Below are 21280 nucleotides of genomic sequence, written 5' to 3'. Positions count from 1 at the left end.
CTTGTCCGGTGACCTCCACCGACACCGTGATGACCCGCAGCCCGCTCACCCTCGATGATGTCCCCGCGCTCACCGCGCTGATGAACCGCATCGACGTGGCCGACGAGCTCGGCGAACCGGCCGAGGAGCCCAGCATCCGTGAATGGCTCACGATGCCCGGACTCGACCTGAGCCAGGACACCCTCGCCCTCTGGACGGGGGAGGAGCTGATCGGGTTCACCGCCGTCGACGTCCACACCTCGCTGGATCGCGACGGTCGCGTGCGCTGCCAGCTGATGGGCGGCGTCGATCCCGCCCAGCGTCGCCAGGGGCTGGGCGCCGAACTGTTCGACTGGGCCGAAGAGCGCGCCACCCAGCTCGCCGCCGCACGCCACCCCGCGGAGGCCGACGCGATCTTCCGCGCCTCCGGCGGCCGCGACCCGGACCTGGACGCCCGGGAGGACGCCCCGCTCACCGGCGGCGCCGACGTGCGCCCGCTGCTCGAGCAGCGCGGCTACCGCCGGGCCCGCAGCTGGCTGGTCATGGTCCGCGAACTGCCCGGGGAGATGCTGCCGCCCTTCGAACGCGAGCAGGTGCAGGTGATCGCCCCCGAGGACGATCATGCCGAGGCCACCCGGCTCGCCCATCTCGATGCCTTCGCCGACCACTGGGGCTCGGCCCCGGTCCCTCCGGAGCGCTGGAGCATCTGGTGGTCCTCCCACACCGCACGTCGTGAGCTCTCGAGCATCGCGCTCGACGCCGACGGCACCGTGCTCGCCTACGTCATCACCTCGGAGGACAAGCCCGGCGTGCTGCACATCGCCCTGGTGGGCACCCGCCCCGGGGCCCGTGGCAGGGGCCTCGCCCGCGCCGTCATCGCCCGCACCCTCGCCGCGGCGGCCGAGGCGGGATTCGCCACCGCGGAGCTCGAGGTCGACGCCGAGTCGCTCACCGGCGCGACCCGGCTCTACGACGCGCTCGGCTTCGCCCGCGAGGCCGTCTACGGCACCTATGAGAAGCCCGCCGACCGTCTGGTCTGAGCCGTCTGGTCTGAGCCGTCTGGTCTCAGCCGCCTGGTCTGAGCCGCCCGTTCTGAGGAGCATCCCATGAGAGCTGTCCGCTTCGAGGCCTTCCGAGGGATGCCCGAGCTGGTCGAGGTGCCGAGCCTCGCCTGCCCGCCGCGCGGCGCGGTGATCACCGTGCACGCCACCGGCGTGTGCCGCAGCGACTGGCATGCCTGGCAGGGTCACGATGACTCCGTGCTGCTGCCGCACATCCCGGGCCATGAGTTCGCCGGTGTCGTCGCCGAGGTCGGTGACGAGGTCACGCGCTTCACCGTGGGGGACCGGGTGACCGCACCCTTCATCCTCGCCTGCGGCCGCTGCGCGCAGTGCCTCGCCGGCACCCCGCAGGTATGCCCCGAGCAGCGCCAGCCCGGCTTCGACCTGCCCGGCGCGTGGGCCGAGCAGGTGGTGGTGATCGAGGCCGATCACAACCTCGTCGCCCTCCCCGACGGGATCGACATGACCCTCGCCGCCGGGCTCGGCTGCCGCGTGGGCACCGCCCACCACGCCGTGCGCGCCCAGGCCGCCGTGCAGCCGGGGGAGCAGGTGGCGGTGTTCGGCTGCGGCGGGCTGGGCCTGGCCTGCGTGATGATCGCCCTCGCCGCCGGCGCCGAGGTGATCGCGGTCGACGTCTCGCCCCGCGCCCTCACCGCCGCCGAGGCGCTCGGGGCGACCGCCCTGCCCTCCTCCCCGGACATCGCCGCCCAAGTGCGGGAGGTCACCGGCGGGGGCGCCCACGTCAGCCTCGACGCGCTCGGCTCCGCCACGACCGCCCGCGCCGGGATCGAGTCGCTTCGCCCCCGCGGCCGGCACGTGCAGGTGGGGCTGCTGCTCGGGGAGGACGCCGATCCCTCCCTTCCGATTGGCCGCGTTATCGCGCAGGAGCTGCAGATCCTCGGCAGTCACGGCCTCGCCGTCGCCGAATACGGCGAACTCCTCGCCGAAATCGCGAGCGGACGTCTGGACCTTGCAGGGACCGTCGGCCGCGTGATCGACGCCGAGCAGCTGCCCGCGGCGATGATCGCGATGGACCAGCCGCCGACCAGCGCCGGGATGACCGTGGCCCGCTGGGTCTGAGCGTTGAGGCTGAGCGATCCACCCCGCGACCTGTGGAAGCATTGACTGCATGAGCATCACTGCAGCGGCCGACGGCTCCGCCCTCGGCAATCCCGGCCCCGCCGGCTGGGCCTGGTACATCGACGAGAACACCTGGCGCGCGGGCGGCTGGCCCCACGGCACCAACAACATGGGCGAGCTGAAAGCGGTGCTCGACCTGCTCGAGTCCACCGCGGTGGACGCCGACCAGCACCTGCACATCCTGTGCGACAGCCAGTACGTCATCAACTCGGTCACCAAGTGGATGCCGGGCTGGAAGCGCAAGGGCTGGCGCAAGAAGGATGGCAAGCCGGTGCTGAACGTCGACCTGCTGAAGGACATCGACCGCGCGCTCGCCGGGCGCAGCGTCGAGTTCGAATGGGTCAAGGGTCACTCCGGCCACGCGATGAACGAGGCCGCGGACAAGCGCGCCAACGCCGCGGCGACTGCCTTCCAGAAGAAGCAGGACCCGCAGGTGGGACCCGGGTATCCCGGTGCCGGCGCCGCCCCGTCAACTGCTGCGAGCGCACCCACTGCTCCTGCCCCGGCGGATGACCTCTTCAGCCTCTTCGATGAACCCGCCGACCAGTCGGCCTCGGCCCCGGCGAGCTGCTCTACTGCCTCCGAGGAGACGGTCCTGGTGGCCGATGCCCCTGGCGCGACCGATTTCGAGCTGATCACCGCGCGGGAGCTGGCACTGCTCAGCGCGACGCTCCGTGCGGACCCGCCGAGCGCCGCCGAGCTGCTGCACAGGGATTTCACCGAGGTGGGCGCGAGCGGCCGCCGGTATGACCGCGAGGAGGCCCTCGCCCATCTCGCGCCGCTCGTGGGAGTGGAGGCGGAGGAGTTCGTCGCCGACGAGATCGCCCCCGGCGTGGTGCTGCTGAGGTATGTGACCACGGGCCCCGAGGGAACGGTCGAGCGCACCTCCGTCTGGATCTACGAGAACGGCCGCTGGCTGTTGCGCCACCACCAGGGCACCCGCGCCGACGCTGGTCGCTGACCCCGCACCTGCTCGCCACAGGGGCAGGGGGCTGGGAGGCTACGGCCTACGAGGTGGTGGGCGTGTCTGGTGGGTCCGATTCATCGTCGGCATCGGCGCAGTGCTCCTCTGGCGGAGGATCGTACGGCGGATGATCGTGCGACGGAGGATCGGATGACGGCGTGAACTGCGACGGTGTGAACGAGATCCCGACCGCCCCGTGCGGGCTGCTCCAGATCCAGGCTCGCGGCGGTGAGGAGGGGTCGGCGAGTGTGGTTGCGGAGTCCGCAGTGCTCGCCTCGCTCTCCGACCCTGTTGTCGAGCCGGCAGCGGCAATGTCTGCGGCAGCCGTATCGGTGGCGACCGAATCGATGGCCGTGTCGGATCGACTCAGCGGGCTCAGCACCCACAGGCCGAGCTCCTTGAGCAGGTTGCAGCGCACGCAAAGCCCTTGGCCGTTCGCATAGCTGGTTGGCCCGCCTTTGTGATGCGGGATGACGTGGTCGATCTGACGGATCTTCGCATCGCACCAGGGGGTGCGGCAGGTGGTGTCGCGCCAGCGGATCATCCGGGCGAGCCCGGCGGGGAAGGCCCGAGCTCGGGATTCCATGGCGATCAGTTCGCCGGTGCGGGGGCTTCGGTACAGCCGCCGGTAGAAGGCTGAGACCACCTCATCGGGATGTTCACCCTCGTCGGCTCGTAGATGACCTGGTGGCTGGCCGAGCAGGGTATCTCTGACGATGTGGGCAGGGATGGTTCCGTAGCCCTCGAGCTCGGCGGTCTCGGAGCCGTCATCCGGACCCAGCAGCGCAGTGTCGGAGATGACGATGCCGACGTCCAGGCCGGGACGGGTGCGGGGCATCTTCGGAGGCGCCTGCTCGGCGCCGGCAGACCCCAGGACCTCTTCCGCATCATCGAACAGGCCGGGTTCGACGTCCGGATCGACAGGCTCCACGACCGGATCGCTGGCCTCGAGGCACTGGTCGCTGGTCACGACGTGCTGATCACCGGGCTCCTCAACCTGGCTGCCGCGCAACACGTCGTCGACCAGGAGATCCGCTTCGAGCGCGGGCACGGAGGCCTTCGCCCCTGCGGCGCGCAATGACTGGGCACGGACGTTCAGGGAGTTCATCAGCCCGGCGGCGTCGATCCCGCGCAGCACGGCGGTCACTCGGGCCATCCCGTCGTCCAGGGGCGTGATCGTGACATGCCGGGCGCGGGCGGCACGCTCCGCTCGTTCACGTGATGTCTCTGGCTCGAGCTTCTGAACCAGCTTCTGGGTGTCGCTCCGCAGGCGCTTGAATCCTTTGCCCTGCAGGAACTCTGGGTGCTCGAGGAGGTGGTCATCAATCCGGTGGCAGGTGTCCGCGCTGGCGCCGTCGAGTGCACCGGAGACCGCGGAGGCCTGCTGGTCCGTCATGGCGCCCGCCCAGAGACGGTCGATGGCGCCGGGCATGTTCTGCACCAGGCGGCGTGCCTTCGCCAGGGAGAACGACGAGGCGGATGGCGAGATCCGGCGTGCGAGCCCGATCTCTTGACCAGCGCCGCGGCCCTGCTGCGAGGACGGCACACCCCGCGCGAGATCATCGCGCCGGATCCGGTCCTCGGCGGCAACCTGCCAGGTCGCATCGATCGCGGCCAGGGAGGCGCGCAGCTGATCGACGCCGGCGAGGACGGCAAGGGCCTCCTCGGAGCTCTCAGGGGCGGTATCCGGCAGTGGGTCGCGCACCGAGCGGGTGCGGGTGAACGCCATCAGGGTTGCAGCCAAGATCTGGGCGATGAGCGCTCGGGTCTCGGGGCCCGCCTCGATCGCGCTGAACCGTCCCAGCACCTCCTCGAGGACATCTCCCGACGGCGCGGCCACGTCCCGGCGAGGAGTGTCCTCGCCGGGGTGGTCCCCGCTGCTCATCGGTGTCGATTCCATGCCCCCATCGTATGCGGGTTCGAAAACACGCACCACCCCGAAGGGTAATATGTGGATGGCGCCGAACATTGTGGATGAGACTGTGGATAGTGGGCCACTGTGGAGGAATGGTCGAGAAGGGGAGGCGTGGCGCGAGAGTGCTCGGCCGTCGACCTCGATGGTCCGGATCCAAGCAAGACTGCAGGTGAGATGCGTGCAAGCAGTCAGAAGGAGGGGACTCCGGCGACAACGGCGCGCCGCTCTCGCGGAAGGCGGGCGAGCGGGCGGGTGCACGGCGCCGGAATGTGCAGAAATATCATCACCCAAAGCATCGGCCGCGAAATTCTGACTGATGGGAGAATGTCAAGACCTCTCGGAAAATGTGGATGAATGCGGTCCGGCCCCGCCCGGGCGATGTTCCGACGAGTGCGGCGCGGTGAGTCCCGAACGGGGCCGCGGGGGTGTCTCGCTCGCTCGGGAGGGTTGACCTAGCGACCCCTCAGCTGTCTATGCTGTCTATAGACAGTATGTTCACTTCGGTGGTGAGGGGGAACGATGCACATCCCGATCGACCCCTCGGCCTCCGCACCGATCTACGAGCAGATCCAGGAGGGCATCGCCACCGCGATCCTCACCGGTGATCTCGCCTCGGGGGACGCCCTCCCGTCGATACGTGCACTCGCCCGGGACCTGCGGGTCAGTGTCATCACCACCACTCGCGCCTACAACGAGCTGGTGGCGGACGGCCTGGTCGTTGCGGTGCGCGGCAAGGGTGTGTTCGTGCGTGCCCCGGACGGCGATCAGCTGCGCCGCCGCGCCCTGGAGCAGATCGACGAGGGCTTCGACCTGGCGCTCCGCGCCGCCCGCACCGCCGGGATCGAGGATCGGGACCTGACCGCCCGCCTCGCGCGCCATCTGGACCTCGCGCGCCATCTGGAGGAGAAGCCATGAACCAGCAGCTGCCCCAGCAGATGTCCCAGCCCCTGAGCAACGCCGTCATGGTCCGTGACCTCGAGGTGCGGATCCCCTCAGGCGACCGCTCTTACGCGGAGCCTCTCCTGATCGTGCGCGGTCTGGACCTCACCGTCCCGGCAGGCCAGGTCACCGCGTTGGTCGGGGCCAACGGAGCCGGCAAGACCACCACCCTGCGCACGGTGGCCGGCGCACTCGCCTTCTCCACGGGAACGGTCGAGGTGCTCGGAACAGCCCTCGGTCCCGCCCGAGTACGGCCCCCGCTCGGAGCGGCGAGCATGCCCGACATCTCCGCCTATCCCCGGCGCTGGACCCCGCAGCATGTGGCGCGGCTGCGTGAGCGCGTGGTCCCCGGCTTCGACAGCGCCCGCTTCGAGGAGCTGTTGACCACCTTCGGGGTCCCGCACCAGCGGGAGCTGCGCCGCCTCTCCCGCGGCCAGGCCACCCAGCTGGGAATCGCCGCAGCCCTGGCGCAGGATCCGCAGCTGCTGATCCTGGATGAGCCCTTCGCCCACCTCGATCCGCTCGCGCGCACGGAGCTCATCGAGGTGCTGCGGGACGTCATGGCCCACGAAGGGCACACGCTCCTGCTGGCCACCCATGACCTCGACGGCATGGAACGCTTCGTCGACCAGCTCGTCGTCATCGCCCAGGGGCGCGATGTCCTGAGCGGGGAGGTGGAGTCTCTGCGCGAGGAGTTCCTGCTGTGCGACCTGGACCGTACCGACGTGGAGACGGGGCCCGGGCAGCCGTTCCTCGGTGCGTCGAGCACCGGCACCGGCACTCGGGCCCTGATCGCCGTCGATGACGCCGTGGGGCTCCCTGCCGGTGCGTCTCTGCGCCGCCCCGACGTGAGCGAGATCGTCACGCATGTGCTCCGCGCCGCGCGGACCGATGCCCCCAGCCTCAGGAGGACTCACCGATGAGCACCACCACTGCTGCCCGCGCTTCCGGCGGCCCGCCCACCGAGCAGCGACCGGCCGGGCTCGCCCTCCGCACCGAGCTGCGGCTGAACGCCGGCCAGCTGGCCCTCACCCTCATGCTCTGCGCGGCCGCGCTGCTGTGGGCGGCGCTCGCCACCGATCAGTACGCCGGCCTGCTGACCCTCTGGGCGGCTCTGGGCTGGTACCGCTACGGCCGGGCCGACACCATCGAGCGCGAGGAGCTGCGAGCCAGCCTCGGACTCAGCCGCGCTGACCGGGTGCGCGGCCGACTGGCGCTGGTCGGCGTGGAGCATGCCGCGGTGGTCATGACCGTGACCGCCGGCGCCGTGATCTCGGTGCTCCTGGGGCGAGAGACCTCGGGGGGCGCGACCCCCTTCTCCTTCTCCGGAGACCCCTCCGATCCGCAGCTCCCGATCGTTGTCGTGGGGGCGCTGTTCTCGCTGGCAGCCCTGGTGGCGACCGGGATCGTGGTGGGCGGGGATTGCACGATGCGACGGCCCGGGAGGAGCATGGCCGTGATCAGCATCCTGACCTACTTCCTCGCCGGAGTGCTGCTGGCGATCCCCATGGCGCTCGTGGGGATCGCGCTGCGATTCGATCTCTGGTCCGGCACCGGCGGGATTGCGATCGTTGGGACGGTGCTGGCGGCGCTGCTGGCCGGACTGCTGCTGCGGCTGCGCCTCTCGGTGCGCCGCTGGATCCGTGGTCTCGACTCCGGTCGGTCGGAGACGGTGAGGTGACCATGCCCTTCGGTGAGCCTCTCGACCTGCCTGCCACGGGCTCCGCAGGCTCCGCGGTCACGGTCCGCGCTCTCGATGTCCGACTGCCCGATGCGCAGCGATGGGCCCGGCCCCTGCAGCATGTGCTGCGAGGCGTCTCCTTCGAGGTGCCGCGCGGCCAGGTCACCGCACTCGTCGGCACCAACGGCGCCGGCAAGACCACCCTGCTGCGCACATTGTCCGGGGCGCTGGCGCCCGACTCCGGCATGATCGACGTGCTGGGAGCTCCCCTCGGTGGCGCCGAGGACGCCCTGCCCGCCGGGGTCGGCATCGTCCCCGACGTCCCCTTCCAGCCCGATCACTGGACGGCCGACGACATGGTGCTCGCCCAGCGCCGTGTCGAACCGGCGTACGACGCCCACCTGGCGGGGCGCCTGCTGCGCCGCGCGGGCATCGCCCCCGGTGCCCAGCTGCGTCGGCTCTCCGCCGGGCAGCGGACCCGACTGCTGCTCGCCGTCGCCCTCGGCATCCGCCCCGATCTGCTGATGCTCGATGAACCCTTCGCCCGGCTCGACCCGCTGGCCCGCGCCGACGTGCTCGACGAACTGCGCGAGCACCACGCCGGGGGAGAGGACCGCACGATCCTGCTGTCCACCCACGACCTCGGCGAGATCGACCGGTTCGTCGACCACGTCGTGCTGCTGCACGAAGGTCGCGTCGTGCTCGAGGGAGGCGCGATCGATCTGGTCGAGGAGCACCTGGTCGCCACCACGGGGGCTCCGAGCCGAGAGGGGTGCGCTGAGGTGCTGCGAGGTGCCCGCCGCAGCGGCGACCAGTTCGAAGCGCTGGTGCGCGCGGAGGACGCAGTGGGACTGGACCAGCTGACAGATCTGCGCCGCCCCACCCTCCAGGACATCCTCACCTTCACCCTCCGAGAGGTCTCCCGATGACCGGCAGCGCCCAGACCGCCACCCGCCAGCGGCCCTCGACGCCGCTGCGCCGCGCACTGGGAATCGAATGGCGGCGCCGACGCGATCTGCTCGCGCTGTATGGCGCGTTCATCGTGGTCGCGATCCTGTGCGCAGTCTTCCTCGACCTCCGCCTCGGCGTGCTGCTGATCCTGCTCGCCGTGCGCTTACCAGCGGATCTCGCCGACGCGGTGCTCGAGGACGGTCGGCAGCTGCGCAGTTCGCTCGGGGTCTCCCGCGCCGATGCAGTGCGCGCCCGCACCGTGCTGGTCAGCACCGTGCAGTTCGTGCTCATCCTCGGTGCTGCTGGTGTCATCCTGCTCAGTGACTGGGCTCCCGAATCCCAGCACTGGAACGATCTCGGGATCGTCACTGCCGGCGATGACGGCTCCTCCGCGCCTACCCGGTGGGAGCATCTCGTGGACATCGGCCTGTTCAGCGGCGCGATCGCCTGGAGCCACGCGCTGACCGGTGGGGATGCCTTCCGGCTCGGTGCACGCCTGACGGGCCGCCACACGGTCGCCCGCTATCTCGGCGTGTGCCTGCTGGCCTTCCTGGTGCTGGCGGGCAGCATGCTGCTGGCGAGCGGTCTGCTGCTGAGCGTCGGAGTCGACGACGACCTCGGCACCCGCTTCGTGATCGCTGAGCGCGTTGCACAGGTGACCGCGCTTCTCCTCACCCTCGGCGGCGGGGTCACCGCGCTGGTGCTCCGCTCCCGGCGCTGGGCGCGCAGAGCTTGACGACCACCGCAGAGCCTGACGACCACTGCCACGCGTCACCAGCGCTGTGGGAGCATGGCGCTCATGGACACCACCCCCGTCGGCGCCCCTGTGCCTCCCTCGCCGGGGCCCCGGGCGCGGTGATGACCTCCGTCCCCCTCTCCCGCCGCGCCGGCGGGCCCGACCTCGCCCGCGGACTCGCACTGCTCGGGATCGCACTGGCCAACACGGTGGGGTGGCTGCACGGCTCGCAGTGGACGGTGCTGGTCAAGCAGCTCGATGCCACCGCGCTGGATCGCGCCGCCGACGTGCTGATCGCCCTGTTCGCCGACAACCGCGGCTTCCCGCTGTTCGCGATGCTGTTCGGCTACGGCATCGGGATCCTGTACCGCCGCTCCCACGAGCGTGGCGAGAGTGCGCGCCGCTTCATGCTGCGCATGCTGCGCCGACATATGGTGCTGCTCGTGATCGGCCTCGCCCACGCGATCCTGCTGTTCAGCGGGGACATCCTGGTCTCTTATGCCATCATCGGCATGTTCTGCGTGCTGCTGATCACCCGCCGACGCATGGTGATGCCGGCAGTTGCTGTGATCGCCCTGCCGGCACTCGGTGTCTGGGGCTGGGCCGACGGCACCATCGGGCTGGGCGGCGGCAGCGGATACGCCTCGGCGTCCGCCCCCGACTACCTCACCGGTCTCGCACTTCGTGCCGAGGAGACCCTGCGCAGCACCGTGCTCACCCCGCTCCTGGACCTCGGGCTCCTCACCCCGATGGCGCTCGGCGCGATCGCGGCCCGGCTCCGGCTGCTCGAGGAGGTGCGCGCGAACCGTGACCTGCTGATCCCTCTGGCACGCTGGGGTCTGCTGATCGGGCTGCTCGGCGCGATCCCGCTGACCGCCGTTCTCGTGCTCGACCCCGGCCACGCGCACCTCGACAACGAGCTGCTGCTGGGCATCCTGGGCGTCGTGCACCAGTACTCGGGGGTCGTCGGCGCACTCGGACTGGCTGCCGCCGCGGCATTGCTGGTCGAGCATCTGCGACATCGCGGCGAGCAGGGGGCAGTGAGGGCCGAGCACCCGCTGGGCTCTGCGGTCCGGGGTATCGAAGCGCTCGGTGCCGTGTCCCTGAGCGCCTATATCGGCCAGTCGGTCGTCTTCCTCGCCCTCTTCCCGCCCTACGCCCTGGACCTCGGGACCCGGCTGGGCACCGCGGGCGCGGCCGTGATCGTGCTGCTGACCTGGCTGGCGATGATCCCGCTGGCTGACCTCCTGCGCACCCGCGGCCACCGCGGCCCGCTCGAACGGCTGCTCCGATTCCTGGCCGGTGCCTCCGCACCGGCACGACACGAGAGCGCACCGGGCCCCCGGAGAGGAGCACGCTCGTGACCGTCTACGCCGACACTCCGCGCTGGCCCAATCACGGGATGCTGTGGGGCCATCTGATCTCGGACGCCTCGCTCGAGGAGCTGCACGAGGTCGCCGCCTGGGCGGGCCTGCCGCCCCGCTCCTTCGACCTGGACCACTACGACTGGCCGACCTCAGCCGAGGGTGCGCTGAAGAAGGCCGGGGTGACGTTCGTGAGCGACGGGGAGCTGACGCGGATCCTCATCGCCTCCGGGCTGAGGATCAAGCTGAGAGACCGCCCCGGCGCGCGCGCCCGGCGCAGCGCCGAGCATGCCGCAGCACTGGGCCTGAAGCAGGTCCCGCGGGATCTCATCGTGGGCAGGCTCGGGCACGTCGACCCGCTGCCGCCGGCCGAGGAGGCCGCTCCGGGCGCGTTCCGGATGGCCCGGGAGGAGCCGTCGGCCGCACCCCGCATCGAAGCGCATGACGACCAGGGTCTCCGGGGGGCTCTGGAGCTGCTGGAGCTGCTGGACCGGCTCGCCCAGGAGCGCGGGGAGCGCGGCTTCGTCGGCCAGGTGCTCGAGGACGGACGCTGACCCGGCCCGGCCCGTCAGGAGTCCTCGCGCTCCGGAGATCCGGCGGGGCTCGGTGCATTCAGCGCCCGCAGCTGGTCCGGTCGCACCCGCGCCTCCGGCGAGATCTCGGTGCCCTGCACCTCGAGCCAGAAGGTGGCGCCCCCGCCCTCGGTCTCGGACACTCCGATGGTGCCGCCGTGCTGCTCCACGATCGAGGCGGCGATCGCGAGTCCGAGCCCGGCCCCGCCGCCCTGTGTCGCCGAGCGCACCCGCGAGGCGTCCGTGCGGTAGAAGCGCTCGAACACCTTCTCGCGCTGATCGTCCTCGATGCCCTCGCCATGGTCCCGGATCTCGATCCGCACCCGCTGCGGGGAGAGGTAGCCGACGGCGATCTCGACGGGCGACCCCTTGGGGGTATGGCGGTTCGCATTGCCCACCAGGTTCAGGATCACCTGGCGCAGGGAGGCCTCGTCACCGAGCACGCCGATCGACAGGTGCGGCTGCACGGACAGCGGAGTCCCCGACAGCGAGGTCACCATCACCTGTCGGCCGGGATCCAGCGCTCGCAGGTCCTGCGCCGCGTCGAACAGGGCATCGGTGAAGTCCACCGGGTCCAGGGCGAGCTCGGGCTTCTCGTCGAGCCGGGCCAGGCGCAGCAGGTTCTCCACCAGCGAGCCCATCCGCTTCGCCTCGTCCTCGATGCGGCGCATCGCCGAGGCGACGTCCTCGTCGCGAGGGAGGGCGCCCATCCGGTACAGCTCGCCGAAGCCGCGGATGGCCGCGAGCGGGGTGCGCAGCTCATGGGAGGCATCGCCCACGAAGCGCCGCATCTTCGCCTCGGAGGCCGTGGCGCGCTCCTCGGACGTCGACTGCGCGGCGAAGGCCTGCTCGATGCGCACCAGCATCTCGTTGAGGGAGAAGGCCAGGTCATGGACCTCGAGGCTGGTGCGGGTGACGGGGACGCGGCGGGAGAGGTCACCGCCGGCGATCTGGGAGGCGGTCGCCTCGACGTCGCGCAGCGGTTCGAGCGCTCGATGGGTCACATATCCGCCGAGCCCCATGCCCACCAGCACCACCATCGTCCCCACCAGCACGATGACCAGCGCCATCTCGTGCATGGTGCGGTCCACACCGGTCAGCGGCAGCGCCACGTACACGCTGCCTCCGTCGGGCCCGGAGTTCAGCATCGCCACCACCCGCCACCGGTTCTCCGCGGAGTCGAGCACCGTGAAGGGGCGGCCGCCCTGCTGCAGGATCTGCTCCGCACTCAGCTCCGGGAACGGGATGACGATGTCACCGGGGCCGTAGTAGACCACGGCTCCCTCGATCCGCCGCCCGTCCCGGTCGCGGATCTCGATCGCGTACTCGACCGGGGTGTAGGTGCTCTTGCGGATCGCGTCGTCGTCCCCCTTCAGCTCCTGCTGGGCCAGGGTGAGCATCTCGCCCATGCCTGCCTGGAGGTTGCTGTCGACCGACTGGATCAGGGTGCGGTTCAGCAGGAACAGGGACAGGCTGCCGGTGACGACCGTACCGAGCACCAGCAGCGCCGAGATGAGGGCGACGATCCGCGTCCACAGGGACACGGGCCGTTCGGCGCGCAGGGTCGGCAGGGCCACGCCTCAGGAGCCCTCGGGGGCTCGCAGGACGTAGCCGATGCCGCGCTTGGTGTGGATCATCGGGTCGCCGATGACGTCGACCTTGCGGCGCAGGTAGGAGATGTAGGACTCCACGATGCCTACCTCGCCGGACCAGTCGTAGTCCCAGACGTGGTCGAGGATCTGGGTCTTGGAGACCACCCGGCCGGCGTTGAGCATCAGGTAGCGCAGCAGCTTGAACTCGGTGGGGGACAGCTCGATGTTCACGTCCCCGCGATGGACCTCATGGGAGTCCTCGTCCAGGCGCAGGTCCGCGACCACCAGCGAGCTGTCCACGGTGGGCTCCGAGCCGCCGTGGGTGCGGCGCAGCACCGCACGGATGCGGGCCACGACCTCCTCGAGGCTGAAGGGCTTGGTGACGTAGTCGTCGCCGCCGACGGTGAGGCCGGCGACCTTGTCCTGGGTCTCGTCCTTCGCGGTGAGGAAGAGGATCGGGTACTGCTCGCCGCGATCGCGCAGGCGCCGGGTGACCGTGAAGCCGTCCATATCCGGCAGCATCACGTCGAGCACCACCAGATCGGGCTGGTGCTCGGTGGCCTCGCGGATCGCCTCGTTGCCGGTCGAGGCGGTGAACACCTCGAAGCCGGCGAAGCGGAGTGAGGTCGCGAGCAGGTCGCGGATGTTGGGTTCGTCGTCGACCACGAGCAGGCGTGCTTCGTAGTCCTGTTCTTCGCTCGTCGTCATGGGCCCACCGTCCTCCTCGAGCTTGGGAATCAGCTGGACGTCAGCTGGACGTGCTCAGCGGGTGGCGCGGTGGATCTTGTCCTGCTGCTTGCGCAGCTTCCGGATCGTCCAGCTCATCTGGATCATCCGCACCGAGCCGACCAGCGCCATCACCAGCGCGCCGGCGATCGCCGCGAGCAGCATCGCCACTCCGAGCGGCAGATCGAACTGCGCGCCGAAGTACTGGAAGCCGGCGGTGTTGTTGTTCTGGATCACGAAGATCAGCAGCAGCACCAGGATGATCGCGCCGAGGATCAGCCCGATCCACATGCCGGCGGTCTTCCCGCCGCCTCCGGCAGGCTCGGGTTCGCCGGCGGGCTCAGGGGAGCGGGGCCGCTCCGCGGCGCGGCGCCCGGGGGCCGGGCGCTCGGTGCCGGTCTCTCCTGCCGTGCCGTCGGCAGGTGGTCGGGCGGGGCCGGCGGTCGGGGAGACGGGGCGGGGTGCGTCGTCGTGACCGGTGGGACGGAGGGAATCGTCGGATGAGGTCATGTCGATCTCCTGAGGGAGGGCCGACGGACGTCGGCGGATGGGGTGCGTCGCCCACTCTAGCCAGCCTCGCGCCCAGATCAGCGGACAGCGCCGGTGCGTCGGGCCCCGGAACCGAGCCCGATCAGTCCGCGTCCGCCGCGGCCTCGAGCTCGTCGGCGTCCATGATCGTGTAGGCATAGCCCTGCTCGGCGAGGAACCGCTGACGGTGCGCGGCGTAGTCCTGGTCCTGGGTGTCGCGCATGACCACGGTGTAGAAGTGGGCGGTGCGGCCGTCCACCTTCGGGCGGAGCAGCCGGCCCAGCCGCTGCGCCTCCTCCTGGCGGGAGCCGAAGGCGCCGGAGACCTGGACCGCGACAGACGCCTCCGGCAGGTCGATCGAGAAGTTCGCGACCTTCGAGACGACCAGACGGTCGATCTCACCGGCGCGGAAAGCAGTGAACAGCTCCTGGCGGCGCTTGACCGGGGTCTGGCCGGTGATCAGGTCGGCGCCCAGGCGTTCGGCGATCTCCTCGAGCTGGTCGATGAACTGCCCGATCACGAGCATCGGCTCGCCCGGGTGGCGGGAGGCGAGGCGCTCCACCACCTGGATCTTCGCGCCGTGCGCGGCGCTGAGCCGGGGCCGGTCCGCGGCCTCGGCCATCGCGTAGGCCATCCTGTCCGCGGCCGGCATGGTCACCCGCACCTCGGTGCAGTCCGCAGGGGCGATGTAGCCCTGGGACTCGATGTCCTTCCAGGGGGCGTCATAGCGCTTGGGGCCGATCAGAGAGAACACCTCTCCCTCGCGGCCGTCCTCGCGCACGAGCGTCGCGGTGAGCCCCAGACGGCGCCGAGCCTGCAGGTCGGCGGTCATCCGGAACACCGGGGCCGGCAGCAGATGGACCTCGTCGTAGATGATCAGGCCCCAGTCACGGGCGCTCATCAGCTCCAGATGCGGGTGGACGCCCTTCCGCTTCAGGGTGAGCACCTGGTAGGTCGCGATCGTCACCGGGCGCACCTCCTTGGAAGCGCCCGAGTACTCACCGATCTCCTCCTCGGTCAGCGTGGTGCGGCGCAGCAGCTCGTCCTTCCACTGCCGGGCCGAGACCGTCGAGGTCACCAGGATCAGCGTGGTGCGCTGCATGGAGGCCATCGCCCCGGCGCCGACGAGGGTCTTTCCGGCGCCGCAGGGCAGCACCACCACGCCGCTGCCGCCATGGCGGAAGCCGTCCACCGCCTCCTCCTGGTAGGGGCGCAGCTGCCAGTCCTCCTCCCGCAGGGAGATCGGGTGGGCCTCGCCGTCGACGTACCCGGCATGATCCTCGGCCGGCCAGCCCAGCTTCAGCAGCGCCTGCTTGAGAGCGCCCCGCTCGGAGGGGTGGACCACGATCGTGGTCTCGTCGAGGCGGGCACCGAGCATGCCCTGGATCCGCTTGGTCCGCGAGACCTCTTCGAGCACCGCCTGATCCAGGGCGTGCAGCACCAGCCCATGGACCGGATCCGAGCGGAGCCGGAGCCTGCCGTAGCGGTCCATCGTGTCCGCCACTTCGATCAGCAGCGCATGCGGGACCGGATAACGGGAGTGGTCCACGAGCGCGGCGACCACCGACTCGGCGTCATACCCGGCGGCGCGCGCATTCCACAGCCCCAGGTCGGTGATCCGGTAGGTGTGCACATGCTCCGGCGCGCGCTCGAGCTCCGCGAAGGCGGCGATCGCGATCCGGGCGGTCTGCGCCCGGGGATGGTCGACCTCGAGCAGGAGGGACTTGTCGCTCTGGACGATGAGGGGGCCGTCGGTCATCCCCTCAGGCTACGTCCCCGCTCAGGCAGCGGCGGGCTCGACGAGCGCGTTCCCCGTCACCCGCGGATGCGCACCGGGCACGAGAAGACGGCGATCGACGGAGGTGGAACGGGCTCAGGGCTCAGGGCTCAGGGCTCAGGCCCGGGCCGGCTCCGGCAGCTCGCGCCCCCGCAGCCGCTCGTACATGCCGAGCTCGAAGAGCACGATGAACGGGGTCATCACCAGGATGCCCACCACGACCATGGCGCCGACCGAGAGGATCACCGAGAGCACCAGATACGCCACGATCGCGGTGCCGAGGTTCGCGCGCACCAGGGCAAAGCTCTCCTTGAGCGCGGCGATCGGGGCGGCGCCGCGGGCCGACGCCGGGATCGCGAACATGAACAGCACCGCGGCGATGAGGCCGGGCACGTAGAACAGGAGCATCCCCACCATCACGATCAGGCTGTACAGCAGCGAGGTGAGGATGATGCGCCAGGGCCCCACGAGCGCCTGCGAGACGGTGGGCCGACCACCCTGGAGGACGATCTCCGCAGCGCGGCCCGACGCTGACTGCCACATCAGGCTGAACGGGATCGCGAGCAGCAGCGCACCGACCATGATCGCCAAGAACAGGAGCAGCTCGGCGACCGGGATGTAGTCCGCAGTCCACTGGTCGGTGCGCGAGAACATCGCCGCGAAGCCACCGATCATCCCGCCGATGACGATCACGGCGTAGATCGCGCAGTAGATGAATCCCACGACCAGATAGGCCACCGGATTGCGCAGCAGCGCCGTGCCGGCGAAGCGCAGCCCCGCCCCGAGATCCGCGGCGAGGTCCGTCCCCGGAGCCGGCGCACCGCCGTGGTGGGGGCTGCGGGAGGGTGGTGCAAAGTGGGGCGACGGGTCGGTCATCGGGAGGGCTCTCTGTCGGGCCGGTGAGGGCGGTGGCGTGCGGGGATCACGGTACGGGGCGCCGGCTGGGTTCGATCCCCGGCAGGCGCCGGGATCACGGCAAGCCCTGGCACTCCCGAGCACCTCGGGCCCAACATCCCTAAGATGGGGCCCGATGGACCGGGACGCCCGACCCGCCGACGTCTGTTCGGCTGCGAGGTCCAGCCCGGCTCGACAGCACCCGACATGAGGAGAACCCATGGCTAGCTTCGCTCCGTCCCCCGCCGATGTGGCAGACATCGGCGTCACCGGAATGGCGGTGATGGGCTCCAACCTGGCGCGCAACTTCGCCCGCAACGGTTACAAGGTCGCCCTCCACAACCGCAGCGTCGGCAAGACCGAGCACGTCATCGATGCTCACGGCACCGACGGCGAGTTCTACCCCTCGGAGTCCATGGCGGACTTCGTCGCCTCCCTGCAGAAGCCGCGCGTCGCCCTGATCATGGTCAAGGCCGGCAAGCCCACCGACGCCGTGATCGACGAGCTCGCCTCGCTGATGGAGCCGGGCGACATCATCGTCGACGCCGGCAACGCCCTGTTCGGCGACACCCGCCGCCGCGAGGCCGCACTGCGCGAGAAGGGCCTGCACTTCGTGGGCACCGGCGTCTCCGGTGGCGAGGAGGGCGCCCTGAACGGCCCCTCGATCATGCCCGGCGGCACCAAGGAATCCTACGACCGCCTCGGCCCCATGTTCGAGAAGATCTCCGCACATGTCGACGGTGCGCCGTGCTGCACCCACGTCGGTGCCGACGGCGCCGGCCACTTCGTGAAGATGGTCCACAACGGCATCGAGTACGCCGACATGCAGGTCATCTCCGAGGCCTACGACCTCATGTCCAAGGCCCTCGGCAAGGGCGCCTCCGAGATCGGTGATGTCTTCGCCGAGTGGAACCAGGGCGACCTGGAGTCCTTCCTCATCGAGATCACCGCCGAGGTGCTCCATCACACGGACGCCGCCTCCGGCAAGCCGTTCGTGGATGTCATCCTCGACCGCGCCGCCCAGAAGGGCACCGGCGCCTGGACCGTGCAGACGGCCCTGGACCTCGGCGTCCCGGTCACCGGCATCGCCGAGGCGACCTTCGCCCGCTCCGTCTCCAGCTCCACGCCGCAGCGCGAGGCCGGCCGCAAGGTGCTGTCCGCCGAGGCGCAGACCCTCGAGATCGCCGATCCTGCCCAGTTCATCGACGACCTGCAGAAGGCGCTCTACGCCGCGAAGCTGGTCTCCTACTCGCAGGGCTTCGACGAGATCGCCGCCGGTGCGGAGGAGTTCGGCTGGGACATCGACCTGGGCGCGATGGCCCGGATCTGGCGCGGCGGCTGCATCATCCGCGCCCGCTTCCTCAACCGCATCACCGAGGCGTACGAGCGCGACGCGAAGCTCCCGCTGCTGCTGGCCGACGAGTACTTCAGCACCGAGATCGCCAAGTGCATCCCGGCGTGGCGCCGCATCGTGGCCTTCGCGGCCTCGGCCGGCTACCCGGTGCCGGTGTTCTCCTCGACCCTGTCGTACTACGACGCGGTGCGCGCGGAGCGCCTGCCGGCCGCCCTGGTCCAGGCACAGCGCGACTACTTCGGTGCGCACACCTACCAGCGCGTCGACGCCGAGGGCACCTTCCACGTGGAGTGGTCCGAGGACCGTCGCGAGACCAAGCAGGACTGATCCGCTCCAGGATCTGATGCAGGACTGATGCATGGGGGGCGGGACGCCGGTGACGGCGCCCCGCCCCTGAGCATGACGAAGGCCCCGGACCAGCAGGTCCGGGGCCTTCGTGCCGAGCGGTCGTGGGGCAGAGCGCTCTGCGGCGCGTCAGTAGGTGGACATCTCGCCGGAGCTCACCATGGAGACGATGAACACCACGTAGATCACGATGAAAATGATCGCGAGGATCCACATGATGATGAACGCGATCCACGCCCACTTGGTGAACTTCTTCGCGGTGGCCGGTTCCTGGTCCGCCTTGAGGTAGCCGAGCAGGCCGAGCACGCCCGGAATGGCACCGCCGCAGATGAAGCCGACGATGGTGGCGATGAGCGCGCTCTTCTTGATCTTCTCGACGTCGTAGCCCGAGTTGGGTGCGGTCATGGGAATCCCCTTCTTCCTGATGATCATTCCCCGGCGGTGACGTGCCGGGCCCCAGGTCGGGTGTTCTCGTACGTCCGGTCCTGGCGCTCGGAATAGTACCGCGTGCAGGGGGAGGTCCCGCCATGGGGAGGACTCCCCATGGTGCCTGGTGGCTCGCACCTTTCAGCTCAGCGTTTCAGCTCAGCCCTTCAGCTCAGCGTCACCCGGTGCACGAGCACCGTGAACTCCTCGTCGCGGCCGACCTCCCGGGCGCGCAGGCGGCCTCCTTCGAGGGAGAGCGGCTGGGCGTGCTTCACCACGACCCCGCCGCGCCCGTCGACGATCCCGAGGGGGATCTCGTCGTTCCGGGAGATCGCCTCCAGCAGCCGATCGGTGACCGAGAGGTCGCTGACCCCCTCCTCCGCGGCGCGGAGCCGGGCCACCGCCTCGAGAGCGGGCACCCGCAGCTCCGGACCGTCGATCGTCACCAGGTCCGGCTCGACCGGTCTGCCGCGCAGGGAGTGGGTCAGCTCCTCGGGGACCGGGCGGCCGTCCGCTCCCACGGCCTGGGGGGAGAGGCCGGCCTGGCGGGCCATCTGCAGGGCGAAGCCGGGGTCGGAGAGGGTGACGGCGACGGTGGGCGCCAGGCGGTGCAGGCCCAGAGGGGCGGCCTCGGGCGCGGACTGCAGCAGGTCGAGCACCTCGGCGTCCGCGGTCAGCACGGTGGTGGCCCGGGAGACCTGCACCCGGCCGTGGCGACGCTGCTCATCGCGCAGCAGATAGGTGAGTGCCTGGGGGACGGGGGTGCGGCAGACGTCCTCCAGCAGGATCAGCAGCGCCTCCGCGTCCCGACCGTCCCCGAGCGCCCGACGCACGGCGGCGGTGGTGAAGCGCAGCGTCAGCGCCCCACCGCGGGAGACCACCTCGGTCCAGTCCAGCAGCGGCAGCAGCCGCTCGGCGGGTCGGCCGGGGATGACGGCGGTCAGATCAGCGTCCAGCAGCACCTCGGCGACCGGGGCCGGGGCCTGCGCCGCGAGGACGGCGGCGAGCCGTGCATCGGCGCTGGTGATCTCCTCGTCCAGGGCGAGGACCAGCTCGTGGCCGAGCACGGTCAGCGCGCCGCCGTCGAGCAGGCCCAGCGCCCGACCCTCGACCAGCAGCGCGGCGGTCTCCTCGCGGATCACCTCGGCGGGGACCAGCGGGAACGCCCATGCGAGCGCCGCGGCCAGGGATTCCTCGCTCGCGTCCACGCCGGGGGAGGTGCGCAGCAGCCGCAGCAGGCTGCCGCGCCGGGTGCGCACCCCGTCGCGTCGGGTGAGATCAGACAGCAGCGAGCGGCCGGTGCCGGAGGAGTCCGGGGTCCCCACCACCGCCGCGAGATGGTGACCGCGCGCCCAGGCCAGCGTCAGCTCCGCCCAGCGCTGCTCCGCGGTGAGCTGGCGGTGCGCGTCCCAGTCCTGGGTGGGATGCCATTCCTGACCGTCATGGCCGATCAGCCCGGCCTGCCAGGCGGTCTGCAGAACCGTCGCATAGTCCAGCAGCGGTGCTCCCGCGCGGTCCGCCAGGCGGCGCAGGTCCCGTTGGGGGAGGCCGCCGCGGCGCAGCACCCCCGGTGGGTCCTCGTCGAAGCCGCGCACCGTTCCCAGCAGGCGCAGGGCCTCGAAGGCGCGCTCGACGGCCTGGGCGGTGCGGGAGCCGGGGATCCGTTCGGTGAGCTCGGGGCCGTCCGGGGCCGGACGCTGCGCGAGATGGGTGCGGCGCAGCCGGCCCCCGCGCAGGGCGAGCTGGACCGTGCGGGGGAGGTGCAGGGCCTTCCCCTCGGCCACCACGATCCCGGCGGTCAGCAGCTCTGCGGCGAGCCGTCCCTCACCGGTGACTGTGCTGGGTCCCCAGGCGAGCGTCTCCAGGACCTCCGGATGTGCGGCGCGGGCACGTTCCACCCGCTGCTGCGCCTCCTGCGGGGTGGGGTCCTCGTCAGTGGTGGCGGCGAGGCCCGCAGGGGTGCGCATCCCCTCCCGCAGCGGGCGGATCAGATGCAGCTCGTCCTCGCCCCAGACCACGGCGAGGGTGATCAGGCGTTCCAGCGCCGCAGCGATCGTGGGCGGATCCGAGGAGACCGCCGCCGCCAGCTGAGCGGGGGAGGCGCCGTCCTCGAGCACGGCGAGCGCCTCGACCAGATGCAGCTCCGGCAGGATCAGCGCCTCCAGGGCGCGCCGGGCGGAGGTGGCGCCTGCCGCGCGGGCCGCGAGCGGGCCGATCCCGCGGGGAAGGGGCGAGGTGAGATCCGGTCGGGCGACGAGCAGTGCCTCGAGGCGTTCGTCACCGAACCGGCGCAGGGAGTCCGCGAGGGACCGGATCGCAGCGGTCATGATGCGTTC

19 protein-coding genes are annotated in these 21280 nt (G+C 70.9%); 11 read left to right on the top strand and 8 right to left on the bottom strand.

Annotation, left to right across the window (positions count from 1 at the left end; all coding sequences use genetic code 11):
* Positions 1-8 precede the first annotated feature (8 nt).
* From Q0937_RS05035 to Q0937_RS05025, 3 genes are all read left to right on the top strand, one after another.
* Positions 9-1019, top strand: coding sequence for a GNAT family N-acetyltransferase (locus Q0937_RS05035; protein WP_299300363.1), 1011 nt, complete (start codon positions 9-11; stop codon positions 1017-1019).
* Positions 1020-1085: 66 nt separating this feature from the next.
* Positions 1086-2120, top strand: coding sequence for a zinc-dependent alcohol dehydrogenase family protein (locus tag Q0937_RS05030; protein ID WP_299300361.1), 1035 nt, complete (start codon positions 1086-1088; stop codon positions 2118-2120).
* A 49-nt stretch (positions 2121-2169) separates the two neighbouring features.
* Positions 2170-3141 (top strand): ribonuclease HI family protein, encoded by a 972-nt coding sequence (locus tag Q0937_RS05025; RefSeq protein ID WP_299300359.1) that lies wholly within the window; start codon positions 2170-2172, stop codon positions 3139-3141.
* Positions 3142-3187: 46 nt separating this feature from the next.
* On the opposite strand, the gene Q0937_RS05020 is transcribed toward Q0937_RS05025, so the two are convergent.
* On the bottom strand, positions 3188-5044 hold the full coding sequence (locus tag Q0937_RS05020) for an HNH endonuclease (protein ID WP_299300357.1): 1857 nt from the start codon (positions 5042-5044) through the stop codon (positions 3188-3190).
* Between the two features lie 534 nt (positions 5045-5578).
* Here Q0937_RS05020 and Q0937_RS05015 point away from each other — a divergent pair.
* From Q0937_RS05015 to Q0937_RS04985, 7 genes are all read left to right on the top strand, one after another.
* Positions 5579-5974, top strand: a complete 396-nt coding sequence (locus Q0937_RS05015) for a GntR family transcriptional regulator (protein ID WP_299300355.1) — start codon at positions 5579-5581, stop codon at positions 5972-5974.
* Positions 5971-6921 carry an ABC transporter ATP-binding protein gene (locus Q0937_RS05010; RefSeq protein ID WP_299300353.1) on the top strand — a complete coding sequence of 317 codons (951 nt, stop codon included), beginning with the start codon at positions 5971-5973 and terminating at the stop codon, positions 6919-6921. The genes Q0937_RS05015 and Q0937_RS05010 overlap by 4 nt, the downstream gene beginning before the upstream one ends.
* The gene (locus Q0937_RS05005; protein WP_299300351.1) at positions 6918-7679 is read left to right on the top strand and encodes a hypothetical protein; all 762 of its coding nucleotides are present in this window, start codon (positions 6918-6920) and stop codon (positions 7677-7679) included. Before Q0937_RS05010 ends, Q0937_RS05005 begins: the two co-directional genes overlap by 4 nt.
* A gap of 2 nt (positions 7680-7681) precedes the next feature.
* Positions 7682-8608 carry an ABC transporter ATP-binding protein gene (locus Q0937_RS05000; protein ID WP_299300972.1) on the top strand — a complete coding sequence of 309 codons (927 nt, stop codon included), beginning with the start codon at positions 7682-7684 and terminating at the stop codon, positions 8606-8608.
* A complete protein-coding gene (locus Q0937_RS04995; protein ID WP_299300349.1) occupies positions 8605-9366 on the top strand; it encodes a hypothetical protein in 762 nt (253 codons plus the stop codon). Before Q0937_RS05000 ends, Q0937_RS04995 begins: the two co-directional genes overlap by 4 nt.
* Before the next feature lie 122 nt (positions 9367-9488).
* Positions 9489-10730, top strand: coding sequence for a DUF418 domain-containing protein (locus Q0937_RS04990; RefSeq protein ID WP_299300347.1), 1242 nt, complete (start codon positions 9489-9491; stop codon positions 10728-10730).
* On the top strand, positions 10727-11284 hold the full coding sequence (locus Q0937_RS04985) for a DUF4031 domain-containing protein (RefSeq protein WP_299300345.1): 558 nt from the start codon (positions 10727-10729) through the stop codon (positions 11282-11284). Before Q0937_RS04990 ends, Q0937_RS04985 begins: the two co-directional genes overlap by 4 nt.
* A gap of 14 nt (positions 11285-11298) precedes the next feature.
* Here the strand turns inward: Q0937_RS04985 and Q0937_RS04980 are convergent, their stop codons facing one another.
* From Q0937_RS04980 to Q0937_RS04960, 5 genes are all read right to left on the bottom strand, one after another.
* The gene (locus Q0937_RS04980; protein WP_299300344.1) at positions 11299-12879 is read right to left on the bottom strand and encodes a sensor histidine kinase; all 1581 of its coding nucleotides are present in this window, start codon (positions 12877-12879) and stop codon (positions 11299-11301) included.
* A gap of 3 nt (positions 12880-12882) precedes the next feature.
* On the bottom strand, positions 12883-13602 hold the full coding sequence (locus Q0937_RS04975) for a response regulator transcription factor (RefSeq protein WP_299300342.1): 720 nt from the start codon (positions 13600-13602) through the stop codon (positions 12883-12885).
* 54 nt (positions 13603-13656) lie between these two features.
* Positions 13657-14130, bottom strand: a complete 474-nt coding sequence (locus tag Q0937_RS04970; protein ID WP_299300340.1) for a lipopolysaccharide assembly LapA domain-containing protein — start codon at positions 14128-14130, stop codon at positions 13657-13659.
* A 121-nt stretch (positions 14131-14251) separates the two neighbouring features.
* Positions 14252-15907 carry a DNA repair helicase XPB gene (locus Q0937_RS04965; protein WP_299300338.1) on the bottom strand — a complete coding sequence of 552 codons (1656 nt, stop codon included), beginning with the start codon at positions 15905-15907 and terminating at the stop codon, positions 14252-14254.
* A 135-nt stretch (positions 15908-16042) separates the two neighbouring features.
* Complete coding sequence (locus tag Q0937_RS04960; protein ID WP_299300336.1) at positions 16043-16801, bottom strand: hypothetical protein; 759 nt, start codon at positions 16799-16801, stop codon at positions 16043-16045.
* Between the two features lie 238 nt (positions 16802-17039).
* Here Q0937_RS04960 and gndA point away from each other — a divergent pair, with 238 nt between their 5' ends.
* Positions 17040-18500, top strand: coding sequence for an NADP-dependent phosphogluconate dehydrogenase (gene gndA, locus Q0937_RS04955; RefSeq protein WP_299300334.1), 1461 nt, complete (start codon positions 17040-17042; stop codon positions 18498-18500).
* Positions 18501-18647: 147 nt separating this feature from the next.
* On the opposite strand, the gene Q0937_RS04950 is transcribed toward gndA, so the two are convergent.
* On the bottom strand, positions 18648-18923 hold the full coding sequence (locus Q0937_RS04950) for a DUF2700 domain-containing protein (protein ID WP_299300332.1): 276 nt from the start codon (positions 18921-18923) through the stop codon (positions 18648-18650).
* 188 nt (positions 18924-19111) lie between these two features.
* Positions 19112-21271: a helicase-associated domain-containing protein gene (locus Q0937_RS04945; protein ID WP_299300330.1), complete on the bottom strand. Its 2160-nt coding sequence runs from the start codon at positions 21269-21271 to the stop codon at positions 19112-19114.
* Positions 21272-21280: the final 9 nt, after the last annotated feature.

It is taken from the genome of uncultured Brachybacterium sp., from assembly GCF_947500705.1.
In the GTDB taxonomy this organism is placed as follows: Bacteria; Actinomycetota; Actinomycetes; order Actinomycetales; family Dermabacteraceae; genus Brachybacterium.
The sequence above is the reverse complement of the archived record's forward strand: the minus strand, read 5'-3'. Positions and strand labels throughout refer to the sequence as shown.